Origin of the sequence: Pseudomonas sp., from assembly GCF_036404235.1 — a bacterium.
GTDB lineage: Bacteria > Pseudomonadota > Gammaproteobacteria > Pseudomonadales > Pseudomonadaceae > Aquipseudomonas.
Genome location: NZ_DASWOT010000129.1, coordinates 1 through 17,507, shown reverse-complemented (window position 1 = coordinate 17,507; position 17,507 = coordinate 1). Strand labels below are relative to the sequence as shown.

General features: G+C 59.0%; 16 protein-coding genes. 6 read left to right on the top strand and 10 right to left on the bottom strand.

Going from position 1 to position 17,507, the window contains the following annotated elements:
• A partial coding sequence (locus VGC62_RS16680) for a DUF1289 domain-containing protein (protein ID WP_331188186.1) occupies positions 1–351 on the top strand: 351 nt, incomplete at its 5' end.
• On the opposite strand, the gene ampC is transcribed toward VGC62_RS16680, so the two are convergent.
• Positions 348–1,520 (bottom strand): class C beta-lactamase, encoded by a 1,173-nt coding sequence (ampC, locus tag VGC62_RS16675; protein WP_331188185.1) that lies wholly within the window; start codon positions 1,518–1,520, stop codon positions 348–350. The genes VGC62_RS16680 and ampC overlap by 4 nt on opposite strands.
• 133 nt (positions 1,521–1,653) lie before the next feature.
• A complete protein-coding gene (locus VGC62_RS16670) occupies positions 1,654–2,529 on the bottom strand; it encodes a universal stress protein (RefSeq protein WP_331188184.1) in 876 nt (291 codons plus the stop codon).
• 189 nt (positions 2,530–2,718) lie between these two features.
• Between VGC62_RS16670 and VGC62_RS16665 the strand changes: the two genes are divergently transcribed.
• From VGC62_RS16665 to VGC62_RS16645, 5 genes are all read left to right on the top strand, one after another.
• On the top strand, positions 2,719–3,330 hold the full coding sequence (locus VGC62_RS16665; protein WP_331188183.1) for a tRNA-(ms[2]io[6]A)-hydroxylase: 612 nt from the start codon (positions 2,719–2,721) through the stop codon (positions 3,328–3,330).
• A gap of 525 nt (positions 3,331–3,855) precedes the next feature.
• Positions 3,856–4,329: a MarR family winged helix-turn-helix transcriptional regulator gene (locus VGC62_RS16660; protein WP_331188182.1), complete on the top strand. Its 474-nt coding sequence runs from the start codon at positions 3,856–3,858 to the stop codon at positions 4,327–4,329.
• Positions 4,326–5,822, top strand: coding sequence for an efflux transporter outer membrane subunit (locus tag VGC62_RS16655; protein WP_331188181.1), 1,497 nt, complete (start codon positions 4,326–4,328; stop codon positions 5,820–5,822). The genes VGC62_RS16660 and VGC62_RS16655 overlap by 4 nt, the downstream gene beginning before the upstream one ends.
• A gap of 10 nt (positions 5,823–5,832) precedes the next feature.
• Complete coding sequence (locus tag VGC62_RS16650; protein ID WP_331188180.1) at positions 5,833–7,107, top strand: HlyD family efflux transporter periplasmic adaptor subunit; 1,275 nt, start codon at positions 5,833–5,835, stop codon at positions 7,105–7,107.
• 63 nt (positions 7,108–7,170) lie between these two features.
• Positions 7,171–8,703: a DHA2 family efflux MFS transporter permease subunit gene (locus tag VGC62_RS16645; RefSeq protein WP_331188179.1), complete on the top strand. Its 1,533-nt coding sequence runs from the start codon at positions 7,171–7,173 to the stop codon at positions 8,701–8,703.
• Positions 8,704–8,753: 50 nt separating this feature from the next.
• Here VGC62_RS16645 and VGC62_RS16640 read toward each other — a convergent pair whose 3' ends face one another.
• The 8 genes from VGC62_RS16640 to VGC62_RS16605 form a co-directional block, all read right to left on the bottom strand.
• On the bottom strand, positions 8,754–9,947 hold the full coding sequence (locus VGC62_RS16640) for an acyl-CoA dehydrogenase family protein (protein WP_331188178.1): 1,194 nt from the start codon (positions 9,945–9,947) through the stop codon (positions 8,754–8,756).
• A gap of 127 nt (positions 9,948–10,074) precedes the next feature.
• The gene (locus VGC62_RS16635) at positions 10,075–11,436 is read right to left on the bottom strand and encodes an LLM class flavin-dependent oxidoreductase (protein WP_331188177.1); all 1,362 of its coding nucleotides are present in this window, start codon (positions 11,434–11,436) and stop codon (positions 10,075–10,077) included.
• Positions 11,437–11,476: 40 nt separating this feature from the next.
• On the bottom strand, positions 11,477–12,481 hold the full coding sequence (locus VGC62_RS16630) for an ABC transporter substrate-binding protein (protein WP_331188176.1): 1,005 nt from the start codon (positions 12,479–12,481) through the stop codon (positions 11,477–11,479).
• A gap of 435 nt (positions 12,482–12,916) precedes the next feature.
• Positions 12,917–14,515, bottom strand: coding sequence for a rhodanese homology domain-containing protein (locus VGC62_RS16625; RefSeq protein ID WP_331188175.1), 1,599 nt, complete (start codon positions 14,513–14,515; stop codon positions 12,917–12,919).
• Positions 14,512–15,120 carry a cysteine dioxygenase gene (locus tag VGC62_RS16620; protein ID WP_331188174.1) on the bottom strand — a complete coding sequence of 203 codons (609 nt, stop codon included), beginning with the start codon at positions 15,118–15,120 and terminating at the stop codon, positions 14,512–14,514. Before VGC62_RS16620 ends, VGC62_RS16625 begins: the two co-directional genes overlap by 4 nt.
• 123 nt (positions 15,121–15,243) lie before the next feature.
• Positions 15,244–16,011 (bottom strand): helix-turn-helix domain-containing protein, encoded by a 768-nt coding sequence (locus VGC62_RS16615; RefSeq protein WP_414705816.1) that lies wholly within the window; start codon positions 16,009–16,011, stop codon positions 15,244–15,246.
• 59 nt (positions 16,012–16,070) lie between these two features.
• The gene (locus VGC62_RS16610; RefSeq protein WP_331188173.1) at positions 16,071–17,330 is read right to left on the bottom strand and encodes an FAD/NAD(P)-binding oxidoreductase; all 1,260 of its coding nucleotides are present in this window, start codon (positions 17,328–17,330) and stop codon (positions 16,071–16,073) included.
• Positions 17,327–17,507, bottom strand: a 181-nt coding sequence (locus VGC62_RS16605) for a 2Fe-2S iron-sulfur cluster-binding protein (RefSeq protein WP_331188172.1), incomplete at its 5' end; no start/stop codon positions are given. The genes VGC62_RS16605 and VGC62_RS16610, both read right to left, overlap by 4 nt.

Here is a 17,507-nt window from a genome sequence, read left to right as displayed (position 1 = left end):
GAAAAACAAGCGGTGTGGCGGCGTCTGGAGCAATTGCTGGTGCAGGTAATGACCGCCAAGCTTGAAGTGTTCGATGCCGACAAGCTGCGCCAACAACTGGAACTGCGCAAAATTCGTTTCGTCCCGCACCAGTCCGAATACTGCTGGGCTTATCAACTGATTGCCCGTGGTGCGCGGGTGATCAACCAGTTGGAGGCCTACGGCATGGTGCTGATGCCTGAGTTTCGCGACTGGACGCTGCCCCAATTGCGCGATGCCATTGATCGGGAATTCTTCCTGCTGTCCGAAGCGCACTACGAGCGATATATCGCACCGGGGTTTCTAAAGGACGCCTTCGGGGCAGACGCTTAGAGTTTGTTGTCGGCCAGCGATTTCAGGACTTGATAAGCCACCCTGACCCTGTCCTCGTTCGGATAATTCTTGTTGGCCAGGATCACGATCCCCAATTGCCGTTGCGGGATGAACGCAACATAGGCGCCGAAACCGGTTGTGGCCCCGGTCTTGTTAATCCAGACATCCGCCTGTGGCTTTTGTGGCGGCGTTATTTCGGTTACCGGCGTTGCATTCAGGATCACGTTCGACGAATTGCCTTCCAGCAGTGTCTGCAATTGCACCGGATACGGATATTGTTCCCACATCAGGTCCTGCGTCATGCCACCTACCTTGAAGTACCCGGTGTGTGTATTGGTAATCGCCTGCTGCAGCGTGGGATCGAGTGTGATGAGCTTCATATTGGCTTGCATGAAGCGGGTTAGGTCGGTGACCGTTGTTTTAATGCCATAGGCTTCTGAGGACAGTACCCCGGTCTTCATTCGGATCGGGGCTTCTTCTTTTGTATAACCCTGCGCATAGTGCTCTGATTTGGTTTTTGGCACGTTGATGTAGGTGTCGTTTAGGCCAAGCTCGGAAAATAGCCGGCTTTCCATCAGTTTTGTAAAGTCCTCACCCATGGCGGTTGCGGCGATCAATCCAAGCGCCCCACTGCTTGGATTTGCGTAAGTTCGATGAGTGCCGGGAGCATAAACGGGTTGCCATTGCTCGAAATAGCGCAGTAATTGGTCGTTGCTCTGAACGCTGTCTGGCACCTGCAATGGCAGGCCGCCCGGTGTGTGCGTGCCCAGACTTATCAAGCTCACTTCGCCGAATGGATGGCCCTTGAGCGATGGCAGGTATTGACTGGTTTTGTCTGAAAGCGACAGCTTGCCGCTGACCTGTGCGTAAGTTGCAAGCGTGGCGGTGAATGTCTTGGTCACCGACCCAACTTCGAACAACGTGTCACGCGTAACAGGCTGACCGGTTTGTCTCGACGCAACACCGTAGGTGAAAAAATGCGGTTTACCCGCGACGACGACGCCAACGGCCACTCCGGGAATTGTGTATTTCGCCATCACCGGCTCAATGGCCAGTTTCACGGCTGATTCGATTCTGGCTTGTGCATCGTCGTCGGCATGCGTAATCGATGAGGTGGCCAGAAGTACAAGCAAGGCTGCTGCGGGAAAGCGCGAGAGGCTGGATCGCATTGTTTGATCGTCGTCGTTTTCAGTCGGGAGTCGATTGTAATCGCTCAGATCACCTGCATGGAGTGCCCGCGAGTGCGTAATGTCCTATAGGGCTGTAGGACGAGGCTTGTTAGTGAATGATTGCCGCCCAACATCATGACTTGGCCAATGGCTCCAACAAGTGTGCGGTGATTTCTTCGCTTTTCAGCACCCAGACATCACTTTCCAATGAATCGAGCACCACTTCTGCGGTATTGCCAATCAGGGCGCCAGAGATACCCGTACGTGCGACGCTGCCAATCACCGTCACCACCGCCTGTAAATGATGAGCCGTGAATGGAATCAGCACATCTGCCGGCCCCTCCGCGATGTGCAGGTGGGCGTCGTCGATGTCGAATTCGCTCTGAAAGGCCAGGCACTGCTCGCGATATTTCCCCTCTACGCTTTCGGATAACTGATAGACCGGGTCGGCGGCCGAGAGCGTGGGTGAAGGGTGCGCGGTAATGACATGCAGTTCGCCGCCCGCCATGTCGGCTATCTCAAAGCCACGGCGGACGATGCTGTAGTGCAACTCCGTGTGCTCGCCATCCCGGTTGCCGATGTCCACGGCGGCGAGAATCGCGCCGTCTTTCCAAGAACGATCTGTTTTGACCATTAGCACGGGGCAGGGACACAGGCGCAGGAGTTTCCAGTCAGCGGGCGTCAGCAGCGCTTTTTTCAGCGGGTTGTCAGGAAAGTGCTGCTTGATCACCAGATCGCAACCTTCGCTTTGCTGCACGGTGATGATGGTTTGGTGGGCGCTTTCATGCCACGCCTGTTCAGCTGTGACGTTGAACTCGTCGGCCTGGAGATCGTGCTTGAGGGTCGTCAGCAACTCTGAGTGGTCGTGCTTTTTATCGCAGATCAGCAAGTGCAAATGGGCGCTCGTAGCATCGGCAATCAGGCAGGCGCGCCTCATGGCAAGGCTTTCGACCGTATCCGTTTCGGCGGTGGGCTCAATGACCACCAAAATCCGGTTAATCGATGACATGATCAATCCTCCAAAGCGCTATCTCGCTGCTTTCGTCAACGCGGGTCCGAAGACCGTTCATTGACTATAGATGCCAGCCATTGATCGGTGCGTTGATCTGCATCAGTGCTTTTCTTGCCGGTAAGACTGGCCCCACGCGGTAGCCCTCGTATAATGCTGCGCCTTGCCCTCCCAGCCAGTTGTGAACTTATGCAGATCTATCCTGAAATCGACGCGTTCCTGCTTTGCAGTACCCCGGATAGCTGGGTCCAAGCGGCGTTGCGCAACCTGGATATTTTGTTGATCGATCATGCCAACAACGAGAAGAAGGCGGCCGGGGCGGCGTTCCAATTCATGTTTCAGTACAACGACAAGCTCGATCTGCTGAGCAAGATGTCGCGTCTGGCCCGTGAAGAGTTGCGTCACTTCGAACAGGTGATCGGCATCATCAAAAAGCGCGGCATTCCCATGGTCAACGTCAGCTCTGCACGCTATGCAGGCTCATTGCGCAAGCGGGTGCGCAATCACAACCCCTACCGTCTGACCGATGCACTGGTAGTCGGCGCTATCGTCGAGGCCCGCTCGTGCGAGCGTTTCGCCGCGCTGATACCGCATCTCGACGAAGACCTCGCCAAGTTCTACTCCAGCCTGCTCAAATCCGAAGCCCGGCATTTTCAGGATTACCTGAAACTGGCTTACACCTATGGCGACGAAGCCGATGTCAGTGCCAAGGTCGAAGAGATACGCCTGGCCGAGCGCGAATTGATCGAAAGCCCGGATGTCGATTTCCGGTTTCACAGTGGTGTGCCAATCAGCGTCTGACTTGAGTAAGGCTTCTGCCGGAGGCGTAGGAGTCCGGCTTGCCGACGACCTGTCGCGTAGCGGCAGCAACAGGGTGTACGCGGTTTTCCTGCCGGGCTGGGGTGTTTGATTCAGGTCTGCTGCACAGCCCATCGCTGGCAAGCCAAGTTCCTTGCTCAGTTGTAGGAGCGAACTTGTTCGCGAGGCGAAGTCTCGGGCGCCACGTTGCTCGCCTCGCCAACCGCGCACGCCGGGTTTACTGCCGCTGCGCGCCAGATCGCGGGACAAGCCACGCTCCTACAGCGCGTTCTGGCCCTTTTGATACCACCTGCTGAAAGCTTGACCGGCAACAGAGTATCTACGGCCTGCGGCCAGAATCAAAAACAGGCCTTGTGCAGTCATTTGCCGTTGCGGGCGAATCTTCTGCTGGCGGCGAGGCCACGCTCGTCTGAAAAGCCAGTTGTTAAATAATGTTTCATTGAGAAGGTAGCTGCCTAGGCAGTAACATCCCGCCAACTCACTGCCTAGGCAGGTATTTGGTGACCTATGCCGCATTTCACGCCTGAAACCTTTCATACCAGTCTGCTCGGCATGTTGCTGGGCCGGACCGAACTGCTGAAAAACCGCATCCTTGAGACTTATCTGGCGCCCTATGGCGTCACCGCACCGCAGTTCAAAGTGCTGATCATGATTGGCCGGTTCAGTGCCGAGACTCCGGCCGACCTGTGTCGCGCGTTGTGTCTGGACAGCGGCTCTATGACTCGCATGCTTGACCGTCTGGAGCAGAAGAAATGGCTTGCTCGCAGACGCTCCGACGCTGATCGGCGTCAGGTGCGACTGGTGCTGACTGAAGATGGCAAGACACTGTCGGACCTGTTGCCACAGATCGGCGCGAAAGCCATGAACGAGATGGTTGGAGTGCTCGACAAGGACGAACTGGCAACCCTGGAAAAGATCCTCACCAAAGTTCTGGTGGCCTCGGCAGATCCCATTACGCTCGCCCGGATTGCCGCAAAATGAACCCTCAACGCTGGCAAGGCACTGCCTTGCGTACTTCTTTAAGCCTGGTGTGCGTCGCCCTGGTGCTGGCCGGTTGCGCCAACTCCAAGGGTTTGAACACCGAGGGTGTCGCTGTCGATGCTAATAGCCTGCAGACCGAAAGTAGTCTTCGGGGCGTCACACTCTCGCAAGCGGCATGGCCTGCGCGTGACTGGTGGAAGAGCCTGGGCGATCCACAACTCAATGGCCTGATCACCGAAGCCCTGCGCGACAGCCCGGACATGCAGATTGCCAATGCCCGCAGTCATCAGGCCAGCGCCGCCGCGTTAGGCGCCGATGCCGAGCGGATGCCCACGCTGGACGCTGATGCCAGCGTCAGCCGTTCGCGTTTGGCCCGCGATCAGGACCCCGCCGGGGTGGGGGGCCGTTACAGCACGTTGCGCAGTTTGTCGGGTATTTTTAACTACAACTTCGACCTATGGGGCGGGCAACGTGCCACCTGGGAAGCGGCGTTGGGCCAGGCGCGCGCCGCCGAGATCGATCAACAGGCGGCGCAATTGACCCTGGCCGCGGATGTTGCCCGCGCTTACAGCGATCTGGGGCAGGCTTACATCGTTGTTGATCTGGCCGCCGAAGACCTCAAGCGCACCACGCAAATGCTCGACCTGGGGCGTCGTCGTCTGAGTTCCGGGATCGACAGCGAGTATCAGTATCAGCAGACCGAGAGCCTGGCCGCTGGTTCGCAGGAGTCGTTGGTCGATGCGCAGAAGCGTCTGCGCACCGCGCAGATTCAGCTTGCCGTATTGACGGGCAAAGGCCCTGACCGAGGCCAAGAGCTGACCCGGCCTAATGTGCTCAAGCCTGCGGTGGTCGCCTTGCCGTCCTCGTTACCGGCCGAATTACTGGGGCGCCGCCCCGATCTGGTTGCGGCGCGTTGGCGTGTCGAAGCGGCCAGCAAAGACATCGTGGCGAGCAAGGTTAGCTTCTATCCCAATCTGAACCTAAGCGCGTCGGCGGGTGTGGAATCGCTATTGGGCGATGCGATGTTCGGTTCGGCCAGTCGCTTTTTCAATGTCGCGCCGACGATCTCGCTGCCGTTGTTCGATGGCGGTCGCCGCCGTGCCGACCTTGACGCGCGGGACGCCGATTACGACCTCGCCGTGGCCCAGTACAACAAAAGTCTGATCCGGGCGTTGGGTGATGTCAGCGACAACATTGGTCAATTGCGCTCGATCAGCAGGCAGATCGAGGCGCGCCAGCATGCCACCGATGTCATCAAGCAATCCTACGACACCGGCGTGCAGCGCTATGCATCGGGAATCGGAAACTACCTGGATGTGCTGTCCATCGAACAACAACTTTTGCAATCGCAACGCCAACTGGCGGATCTCAATGCGCAACGCATCGATTTATCGATCCAGTTGATGCAGGCCCTGGGGGGAGGTTTCGCACCTGGCGCTCCCGGCGAACACGCCACCCCGAGTGCCCCATCAACTGCGTCGCTGACTAAGTAAGGTAAATGTCATGGCCACTGCTACACGCGAGAACAATCCAGCAAACGAGCAACAGGACAACAAGTCGCCTGCCGATCAGAAAGCCCCTCAATCGGCGGGTGCGCAGTCAGGCGGTGACAGCAAACCGAAAGCCAACCCACGCAAACGCAAGTTGCTGCTGATCGGCTTGGCGTTAATCGTCATCCTCGTCGGGCTCGGGGTTTGGGGCTGGTATGAGTTTTACGGGCGCTGGAATGAAAGCACCGACGACGCTTACGTCAATGGCAACGTGGTGGAAATTACCCCGCAGGTCACGGGCACCGTGGTCAGCATCGGTGCGGACGATGGCGACCTGGTTAAAGAAGGCCAGGTGTTGATCCAGTTCGACCCAAGTGACGCCGAAGTCGCGCAGCAGAACGCCGAAGCCAATCTGGGACGGACCGTGCGTCAAGTGCGCGGCCTGTACAGCAACGTCGATGGCATGAAAGCTCAACTCGCTGCCCAGCGCGCTGAAGTACAGAAGGCCCAGGATAACTACAACCGGCGGCGCAATCTGGCGGCGGGCGGGGCGATTTCCCAGGAAGAGCTGTCCCACGCCAAGGACGACTTGACCAGCGCACAAAACGCATTGGCCAACATCCAGCAGCAATTGGCGACCAGCACGGCGCTGGTCGATGACACCGAAGTGTCATCGCATCCCGACGTCAAGGCCGCCGCTGCGCAGTTGCGTCAGGCCTATCTGAACAGCGCGCGCAGCACCTTGATTGCCCCCGTCACCGGTTACGTCGCTAAACGCACTGTGCAATTGGGCCAGCGAGTTCAGCCTGGCACCGCGCTGATGGCGGTGATTCCGCTGGATCAGCTATGGATCGACGCCAACTTCAAGGAAACCCAACTCGGCAAGATGCGCATCGGCCAGCCGGTGGACATCGAAGCCGACCTGTATGGCAGCGATGTGAAATACAGCGGCACCGTGGACAGTGTGGGCGCCGGCACAGGCAGCGCGTTTGCCTTGCTGCCCGCGCAAAACGCCACCGGTAACTGGATCAAGATCGTTCAGCGGGTGCCGGTGCGGATTCACATCAACCCAGACGAGTTGGCGGCCAATCCGCTACGTATCGGCCTGTCGACCGTGGTTGACGTCAACCTGCATGACCAGAGTGGCCCCGTGCAGGCGCAACAGCCGCCAAAACAAGCCTCTTTCAGCACCAAGGTCTACGAGAAGCAGTTGGCCGATGCCGACACCCTGATTGCTCGTCTGATCCACCAAAACAGTGCTGCCACTGGTAAGACCGCGCAGCCCTGATTCGCCAATCCGTGCGCTCCGGACGTCTGGCCGGAGCGCCTTTCAAGTGTCAAAGGATTTGCGATGAGTAACGACGCTCCCGCTTCTTTTACGCCGCCCAGCCTGTTGCTTTGCACGATAGGGCTGTCGCTGGCGACCTTTATGCAGGTGCTCGACACCACGATTGCCAACGTTGCGCTGCCCACCATTTCCGGCAACCTGGGGGTGAGTTCCGAGCAAGGCACGTGGGTTATCACCTCGTTTGCTGTGAGTAATGCGATTGCCTTGCCGTTGACGGGCTGGCTTAGCCGCCGCTTCGGTGAAGTGAAGCTCTTCATATGGGCAACGATTCTTTTTGTGATGGCCTCGTTCTTGTGCGGCATCTCGACCTCGATGCCAGAGCTGGTGGGTTTTCGCGTGCTGCAAGGCGTGGTGGCCGGGCCTTTGTACCCGATGACACAGACGCTATTGATCGCGGTTTATCCTCCAGCAAAAAGGGGGATGGCACTGGCATTGCTGGCGATGGTCACGGTGGTCGCGCCGATTGCCGGGCCGATTCTCGGCGGCTGGATCACCGACAGTTACAGTTGGCCGTGGATCTTCTTCATCAACGTGCCCATTGGTTTGTTCGCAGCATTCGTGGTGCGTCAGCAGATGGCCACGCGTCCCATAGCGATCAGTCGCCAGCCCATGGATTACGTGGGCCTGATCACGTTGATCATCGGTGTCGGAGCGCTGCAAATCGTGCTCGACAAGGGCAATGACCTGGACTGGTTCGAGTCGAATTTCATCATCATCGGCACGCTGATTTCAGTGATTGGTCTGGCCGCTTTCATCATCTGGGAGTTGACTGACGAGCACCCGGTGGTGAACTTGAGATTGTTCGCCTACCGAAATTTTTGCGTTGGCACCATTGCGCTGGTGGCGGGCTATGCCGGCTTTTTTGGTATCAACCTGATTCTGCCGCAGTGGCTGCAGACGCAAATGGGCTACACCCCGACCTACGCGGGGCTGGCGGTGGCGCCGATCGGTATTTTGCCGGTGTTGATGTCGCCGTTCGTTGGCAAATACGCGTCCCGATTCGACTTGCGAATTCTGTCAGGCCTGGCTTTTTTCGGCATTGGCCTCAGTTGTTTCATGCGGGCCGGGTTTACCAGCGAGGTGGATTTCGAACACATCGCGTTGGTGCAGTTGTTCATGGGGGCGGGGATCGCGTTGTTCTTCATGCCGACCTTGAGCATCTTGCTGTCGGATTTGCCACCCTCGCAGATCGCCGACGGTTCGGGATTGGCGACCTTTCTGCGTAACCTGGGCGGCAGCTTCGCGGCGTCCTTGACCACCTGGATCTGGATTCGCCGCGCCAACCAGCATCACGCGTACTTGAGTGAAAGCGTGAGCACCTACGAGCCGGCGACGCGGCATGCCTTGGATACGCTGGGCGGGGCGAGCAATCAGGCGTATGCGCAACTGGATCGCATCGTTAGCAGCCAGGCATACATGATGTCCACGGTGGATTACTTCTACCTGTTGGGCTGGGTGTTCTTTGCGCTGACTCTACTGGTGTGGCTGGCGAAACCACCGTTTGGCGCGAAGGCCGCGCCTGGGGGTGGGCATTGAGCAGAATCTCTGTCCGGACATGGGGACAACCGCCCCCTACACGGTTTGCATCATTGAGGTTGTCGCTGGGCGAACGCCGCCTTGCCGACACCCTGCAACGCCACATCGTTCTGAGGTGTGTGTACGCGGCCACAGACCACGTTGCGGTAATGGCGTTGTAACGGATTCTTGCGCGACAAACCCGGATTGCCTGCCGCTTCAATCGCCAGCTCCACGGCGCGTATCGCGTTATTGGTGACCAGGTATTTGATCTGTGCCGCATGCGTTGGCGCGGTTAGGCCCCCAGCGGCCGAATCCAGCAGGGTGCGGTTGGCGAACAGCAACGTATCGATATGGCCGACGACTTCCTGAAAACGCGGCAATGTCGAGAGTGACGCGCCCAGGTTGGACGGCGCCCGTTCTTCCAGCCACTGCACCAGCCAGTCCCTGGCCGATTGCGCGATACCGTCGTAAACCGATGACATCAGCACCGACATCCACAGCAAGCCTGAGGCGTCGAGCTCAGGCTGAGGTTCGCTCCAGCGGCTGACACTGACGGCATGCTCCAAGGGCACCCGCACGTCGTCGAATATCACTTGATGGCTGCAAGTCGCGCGCATCCCCAGATGATCCCAATCCTCGACGATACGAATGCCGGGCGTATCTTTGTGTACCAGCCAGGCGCCGACCAACGGATCTTCGTCGTCACTGCGCCCCCAAACGTTGAACCAGGTCAGACCATGGCTGCCGGTGGAGTAGATTTTGCTGCCGCTGATGCGCCAGCCGTCGTCGGTCCGACGGGCAAGGGTGGCAGGAAGGCCGCCACGCGCCGGGCTTCCGAGATCAGGCTCGACCCGCAACGAGTTGATCAATGCTCCGTGTTGCACGGCTTCATGGGCGACGCGCGTGCGCAGGTGTTCAGGCCAGCTTTTGCTGTCTTGCAAGCGGGCATGCTGGATGTACTGCATCACCAGAATCAATGCGGTAGACGGTTCGCCGCGGGCTACGGCGTTGATGACTTGCCGCGCTTGGCTCAGGTTTGCGCCACTGCCGCCCAGGTGGATCGGCACGGTGAACCCCAGCAGCCCATGCTCATGTAGCAGGCTGAAGTTGGCGTGAGGGAACTCGCCGCTTTCGTCATACCGTTCGGCACTCTCGGCCAGCGTTGCGCTCAAGTTCTCCAGGCGCGTGAGAAACTCGGTCGGGGGTTGCGACTCGGTGCCGAGCACACGTGGAGTGCCTGAACGAAAGTGGGAAAGACTCATCGGGTGGTCCCTTGTGAATAAGTGTGTGGTTCAGTAGCGCAACTGCCGGTAGATCAGGCGAGCATGTTTTAGCAGGTACAACGCTTCGCAGCCTTGGGTCGCGCCTACTGGGCCTGCGGTGTTTCTTTCAGACGGCAATGGAAACCTGGAGTGTGGGCGTTAAGGTCTTCAGTTCGGTGCTGTAACGGTTGACGGGTACGGCCAGCCCGAAGTTTTCGCGCAGGGTCGAGCCTTGGTATTCGCTGCGAAACAGACCGCGTTGCTGCAACAGCGGCACCACCAGTTCGGTGAAATACTGCAGGCCGTCTGGCAACAGGGAATTGATAATGAAACCGTCGGCTGCGCCGCCTTTGAACCATTGCTCGATCGTGTCGGCGACTTGGTCCGGGGTGCCAACAAATTCGCGACGTGGACGGGAGAAATGCAGGGCGACTTCGCGCAGGGTCAGGTTCTGCTCCCTGGCCAATTGCTTGATGCGATCGGAGCCGCCTTTCTGGCTATTGGCGCCCAGCTCGCCCAGTTCCGGAAACGGCGCGTCCAATGCGTACTGGCTGAAATCATGGTCGTTGAAGGGGCGGCCCAGAGCGACGATGGCGTCTTCGATGGACACAAGGTCAACGGCCTGCTGATAACGGCTTTCTACTTCCTCCTGAGTGCGCCCGACGATAGGCCGAATACCCGGCAGGATCGACAAACTGTTCGCATCGCGGCCGAAACCGATGGCGCGTTTTTTCAGGTCTTGAGTGTAGGCGTAGGACTGCTCAAAGGTTTCGGCGTGAACGAAGATCGCATCGGAATATTCAGCCGCGAAGTTGCGGCCGTCCTCGGAGGTCCCGGCCTGGAAGATCAATGGCTGGCCCTGTCTGGAACGGGCGATGTTCAACGGGCCTTTGACCGAGAAAAACTCACCCTGGTGATTCAGCGTGTGGAGCTTGCCAGGGGTGAAAAATTCGCCTGTCTGCTTGTTGCGCACAAAAGCGTCGTCTTCCCAGGAGTCCCACAGGCCCTTGACTACCGACACATGCTCCTTGGCGATGCGATAACGCACGGCATGGGGCGGGTGCTCGGACTTGCTATGGTTCTCGGCGGTGCCGCTGAGCCACGAGGTGACGACATTCCAGCCAGCACGACCGCCGCTGATGTGGTCCAGCGAGGCGAGCTGTCGGGCGACCTGGAATGGCTCGGTGTAACTGACCGTGACAGTGGCCACCAGGCCGATGTTTTCCGTGGTCGCCGCCAATGCCGAAAGGATGGTCAGCGGCTCGAAGCGGTTGAGGTAATGCGGGCTGGATTTGTCATGGATGTGCAGGCTGTCGGCGATGAACACGAAGTCGAATTTCGCGGCTTCAGCCAGCTTTGCCTGGCCTTTGTACCAGCTGAAGTTGACGCTGGCATCGGCCTGCGCATCCGGGTGGCGCCATTCGCCCCAGCCGTGACCGACGCCGTGTACCATGGCGCCGAGTTTCAATTGACGTTTTTTGTTGCTCATGATCATGCTCCTGAACGGATCGTCGCGTGGCGACTTAGGGTTATCTGGCCGCTTGTGTGTTGGTTTGCGCGGCGGCTGCCGCTGCCGCACGGACGGCGTTGAAACTTGCGTCAAAGCCTTGCGAAACATCGATGTGCCGCGTGAGGATGCCTTCCTGCTGGTAAATGTCGGCGGTCTGCTGCAGGCCTTTGACCACGCCGTCGTCAATGTCGACGCGTTCCATTCTGGTCTCTCGGGTAATTGCCAGATGCACCTCAATCGGCAGCCCGGTGACTTTGGCCTGGGCGGCGGCGTATTCGTCGGGATGAGTGTTTGTCCACTGGTAGGCGCGGTCGACTCGGGCGACAAAATCGTCCAGTTGCACACGCTTGTCGGCAATGGCCTTGCTGGTCGCAGCCAGGTAGAAATGATTGGTCAGCAGTTGTTCACCCGTGATGATGGGGCGGGCATCGTGCAGCGTGGCGATAGTGGTATAGGGCGCCCAGGTGGCCCAGGCATCGGCATCGCCGTTGTCCAACAGGATGCGTGATTCGCCCGGCAGCAAGTAGATGAAGCTCACGTCACTGGTGTTCAGACCGGCTTGGCGCAGAGCGCGAATTGCCAGGTAATGGCCGATGGACCCGCGCCCGGTCACGATACGCTTGCCCTTGAGGTCGGCGACGGTCTTCACCGGCGAGTTGTTATTGACCAGCAGCGCGGTGCTATAGCGTCCGGCGGTATGGGTAATGCTGACCACTTTTAACGACGCGCCCGCGCCAAGGGCAAATACGTAAGGTGCATCGCCTAGCCCGCCGACATCGACAGCCCCGGCGTTCAGGGCTTCACCCAAAGGTGAGGCAGAAGGGAATTCTGAAAACTTGATCTCGTAGGGAACGTTTTTAAGCTCGCCTGACACTTCCAGCAGCACTTTGATCGCCGATTTCTGATTGGCAACCAGCAATGGTTGCAACGCCGCAGCCTGGGCGAACTGGCCCAGGGACAGGCTCAGCAAGGTGCCAAACAACGCATGTTTGAACGTTGACAGGGTGTTTAGGCCAAGAGCCATACGGCATATCTCCAGACAGTTTGGATAAGTATCGGCAGCCTCCGCCTGGAAAAGGGGTCGGTCAGTGTTTGACGTTATGCCTATAAGAAATGATTGGGAAGTACTGTTTGGTTATATGCTAATTATGTTTTTTAGTAATTTTGTCTGATTTTTAATATAAATTTTAAGCATTAATTGGTGGTGGATTCATGTACGCGAATCCAGTGGTACGAATTCCCATGTGGAACTGACCAGTCGCCGAAGGCTGCGAGGCGGTGTGTAAGCCGTTGAGAGATCGCCCGTCGTCCCGACCCCGCGCAGCAAACACGGGAACTTCGGCAGCTCCTACAGAAAATCTCTTTTATTCAGATCGTTACAGCGTGTTTGGTGAAAGGAGGGGTAGGGCGGTATGGAACGATGAGAAAGGGCGCGGCCGTGCCGACCGCGCCTGAAGGGTCAAATCACGTAAAAGCCGTGTGTGCCATCGCGACCGAGCTGTTCGACCAGGCCGAACTCCCAGTCGAGATAGGCTTGCATGGCTTCGCGCGGTGCGTCGGTGCCTTCATAAGGGCGGCGATAACGGTCGATTCGCGGCGACGCCAGTTGGCTTTCGCCTGTTTCTGCGGCGTAACCTGCCGCAAACCAACTGGGTGTACCGCCCTTGAGCAGGAACACCGGTTTGCCAGTAAGCGCTTCGACTTCAGGGACGGCGAACCTCGCCAGACGGCTGCTGCCACAGGTCAGGACATAGCGCTCGGCAGCTGGAATCTTCGCCAGTGCATCCTTCAATTGCGCACGCAAAACCCACCAGGCGCCGGGAATATGCTGTTTGACGTAGTTGGCGCTGGCGGTGAAATCCAGGACTGCGACGTTGCCATTATCGCGCCATTGAGCAAGTGTTTCGGCGCTGATTTCTTCGACTTGAGGGGGTGTCGGGCTGGGGGCATTCCAGTCACCTTTTTCGCTGAAGTCTTCGCGGTGCAAGTCGTCGATCACAAACACCTCCCAGCCCAATTGCGCCAGCCAGGATGCGGACATGTTGGCGCGCACGCCGTCATCGTCGACCAAGACAATGCGCGCGCCGCGTACGCTGGCGTAGTGATCGGTTTCCTGGACCAGTTGCCCACCCGGTGTCGAGCGTGCGCCGGGCACATGGCCGACGGCGAATTCTTCGGCTGTACGGACATCGAACAGGTACGTCGTGCGGTTCTTCTCGGCCTGCCAGCGTTGCAAGTCGGCACGAGTGCCACGCTGTACATGGGCCTTGTCCGCGACTTTTCGTGCGTCGGCGGTGGCCGTTTGGCGCGTGCTTTCGCTGACCTCGCCAAAACGCCGGGCCTGACCGTGGTCCAGGGTTTGTCCGGCCAGCAGCCAGCCAATGGTGCCGTTGCGCAGCGCCGAAATCGGGTTCGGCAGGCCAGCGTTCACCAGCGACTGGGTGCCGATGATGCTGCGCGTGCGCCCGGCACAGTTGACGATGATCCGAGTCTTGGGGTCGGGTGCCAGTTCGCGGGCGCGCAGCACCAGTTCGGCGCCTGGCACGCTGATCCCGGAGGGAATGCTCATGGTCTGATATTCGTCGTAGCGGCGTGCGTCGAGCACCACCACGTCGGCGTTCGATTCGATCAGTTCAAGCACTTGCTCGGCGGCCAGTGAAGGCGTGTGGCGATAATGCTCGACCAGTTCGCCAAAGGCCTTGCTCGGTACGTTGACGTCGATGAACAGCTCACCGTCTGCGTCGCGCCAGCCCTGCAGCCCACCCTCCAGCAAACGCACATCGCTGTAGCCCAATGCCTCAAGGCGTTGCTGCGCTTTGTGTACCAATCCTTCGCCGTTGTCGTACAGGGTGATGGCGGTATCGCGACGAGGAATACGCGACAGCACTTCCAGTTCCAGTTTCGACAGGGGGATGTTGGCCGCGAACAGTGGATGCGCTTGGGCAAACGGTGCTTCTTCACGAACGTCGATCAATGCAACTTCTTCTTTGGCGAGCAGCGCCTGGCGAATGTCCGCGAAAGATCGAGTGGCGGGTTGAGGGTGCAAGGCTTGGCTCATTGGGCTTGGTTCTCTTTGGACAGGTCCCAGATATTCGGGAGAAAGGCGTTGGAGTAGCCGGAGATGAACAGTTTTTCGCTGCCGTCAGGTTGATACACCGCGCGCCGTACCGCACCGATGTTGGCGCCGTAGACATGAACGCTGATCGACACTTGGTCGTCGAAGGCATTGCTGACCTGATGGATGTCGTTGCTGCGCGGCGACAGGGCTTCAACCTGGCCGGGCACGAGACGGATCGCCGGGCCTTCTTTTTCCAAACGACCATCGGCGCTACGGGCGTAACCCTGAGAATATTCAGCGCCACGCAGCATGCCGATCAACCCCCACACCCGATGGTCGTGAATCGGTGTGCTCTGACCTGGCCCCCAGACAAAGCTGACAATCGAAAACCGCTGGCGCGAGTCGGCGTGCAGCAGAAATTGTTGATAGCGGGTCGGATCGGGAATGGCATATTCGTCTGGCAGCCAGTCATCGTAACTGACCAGTTGCCCAAGCAATTTGCCGCCGCGATGCAGAAGGTCGCCTTCGCGGGGATTGCTGTCGATGAGTTCGGCGAGCGCGCCAATGAATGCGCGCAGGCGCTCAGGGTGTCGAGGTTTCGTCATGTCTGTTCCAGCGCTAGATTGAGGCATGGCTGAATATAAACATAATGTTAGCGACTAATATGCTATTTTTTAATGATTAGGTTATAACCAAAGGGTCTTTAATAGCGATTTGTTGTCCGCCACCTAATCCTGCGATGCTCGGTACTGGCTCGGCGAAAACCCGGTCAATGCGCGAAACTGCCGACTGAATGCGCTGTGATCGGTATACCCGCAACGCAGCGCAATCTCGGTGATAGACAGGTCCTGCAATAACAGCCGGGACGCTTCGCCCAGGCGCGCCTTGTGAATCATTTGCCGTGGGGTCAGTTGGAAAATCCGTTTGCACTGGCGCTCCAACTGGGCGATGGACAAGCCGGCAATGGCTGTCAGTTCTTCCAGCAGAATCGGTCGGGCGAAGTGCTCGCGGATGTAGGCATCGACCTCAACCAGTTTCTGATACGCGGGGTGTGTCGATTGCAGCGCTTGTAAATCCCGGGAGATGCCAGCCAGGCCAATGATGTCGCCGTCGTGATTGCGCAGCGCCAGCTTGTGGGTCAGGCACCAAATGGGTTGATTGCCGTAATAAAGATGCAGCTCCAGTTGATCGCTCAGTCGCCTGCCATCGGCCAGTACCCGACGATCCTGCGCCGTATACAAAGGCCCGAAGCGCGCCGGAAACACCTCTTCGGCGGTACGCCCCAGCAGATCCTGTTTGCGCTTGAAGCCACAGCGCTGAGCCAGGGTCTGATTGACCAGCGCATAGCGCGCCTCGCTGTCCTTGATGAAGAACACCACGCCAGGAACCGCGTCGAATAGCGCCGACACCTGCTCAAGGCTGGCGAGCAGTTGATCGAGCGTGTGCAGGGGCGAGGTCGTGATCAGATCAAGCATGTTCGTGATGGGGTCAGTCATGGCGAGGGTCGAGGCTGATCATGCTGCAACACGGTGCCGCAGCACAATCGGCCCGTCACTCAAGGCAGTTCACCACCCTCATCAAGACACACCAGCGTCGAGATACGCGCGGGGCTAAAAGGCGGTCGCAAGCTTGGCGGCTCCCAGCCAAACAGCGTTTGTGCGGCGGACGAACAGATACGCCCTTGGCACGCGCCCATGCCGCAACGGGTGTTGAGCTTGGCGTTCGTCCAGCCGCTGTGAGCGCTCAGGGCCGAATAAGGCACGTCTTCGCAGCGACACACCAGCGTGTCCGGTTGGGCCAATTGCTTGATGTCGGGGCGCAGGGCGAAAGCGCGATTCAATCGGTCGGCGAAACGCTGCCAGCGCAGTCGTTGTGGCCATAATGCACGGGCCTGATCATTGTTACCGACGGCGACCAGACCGGCGATCCGGCCTTCCACCAGGGCCAGTTCGCTGCCACCAAAACCGGTGCATTCCCCTGCTGCGTAATGGTCAGGCAGGCTGCTGGCCTGCCATTGATCCACCGTAATGGCGCGCTCGACAACCCGACAGCCCAGGGCCTGACCAAGCTCGACGTTCGGCACCAGACTGAAGCCGCAGGCCAAACGCTCGCAGGGGATTTCTTCGACGCGGCCTTGGCGTTGAATGCGCACTGCCTCTAGCCGATCAGAACCCAGCGCTTGGACGACATGCGCCGAGGTCCGATACTGCGAACTCGTCAAACCCAGTGCCTGAATCGCCTTGTTCGGCCAGGCCCACAAGCTGCCGGCGAAGCGGCTGACAGATGCCAGCGACGCTTGCTCGGCGATACGCCGGACGTTCGCACCGTTGGCGCTGGCCGTCGCGGCACTGGCCAGCAACAGCGGCCCGGTTCCGGCGATCACCACGCGCTCGCCTTTAATCGACAATCCACCCTTGATCAGCGCCTGCAAACCACCCGCGCCAGTCACGCCTGGCAAGGTCCAGCCAGGGAAGGGCAGCAGCAATTCCCGAGCCCCGGTGCAGAGAATCAGTCGCCCATAACTGAGTGTCCAGCCGCGTACCGGGTCTTCGAGTAACAACCGTTTGGGCCCGGCCAACGCCACCACTTTGGTTGCGCTGTACAGCCGGATATTGCGGTGCTGTTGCAGTTGCGCACGCATGTCGTGAGCCTGTGGCGGCAGATGCGCTTGCGGTCCATCGCGCCAGATCTGCCCGCCAGGCAGTGGGTTGTCGTCGAGCAGCGCAATGCTGACGCCACTGGGCGCTGCGGCAAGGGCGGCCGCCATACCCGCAGGACCGGCGCCGATGATCAGCAGGTCGACATGCTGCCTCATGCCTGGGTCTCCACGCGCATGCCGTCGTGGCACAACGTCTGACAGGCGAGGCGGCGCAAGCCGTCAATGTTGACCCGACACTCCTGGCAAATGCCCATGCCACACAATGGCGCCCGACGCTGGCCGCTGATCGAGGTGCGACTGCAATGATCGCCCACGGACATCAACGCGGCTGCC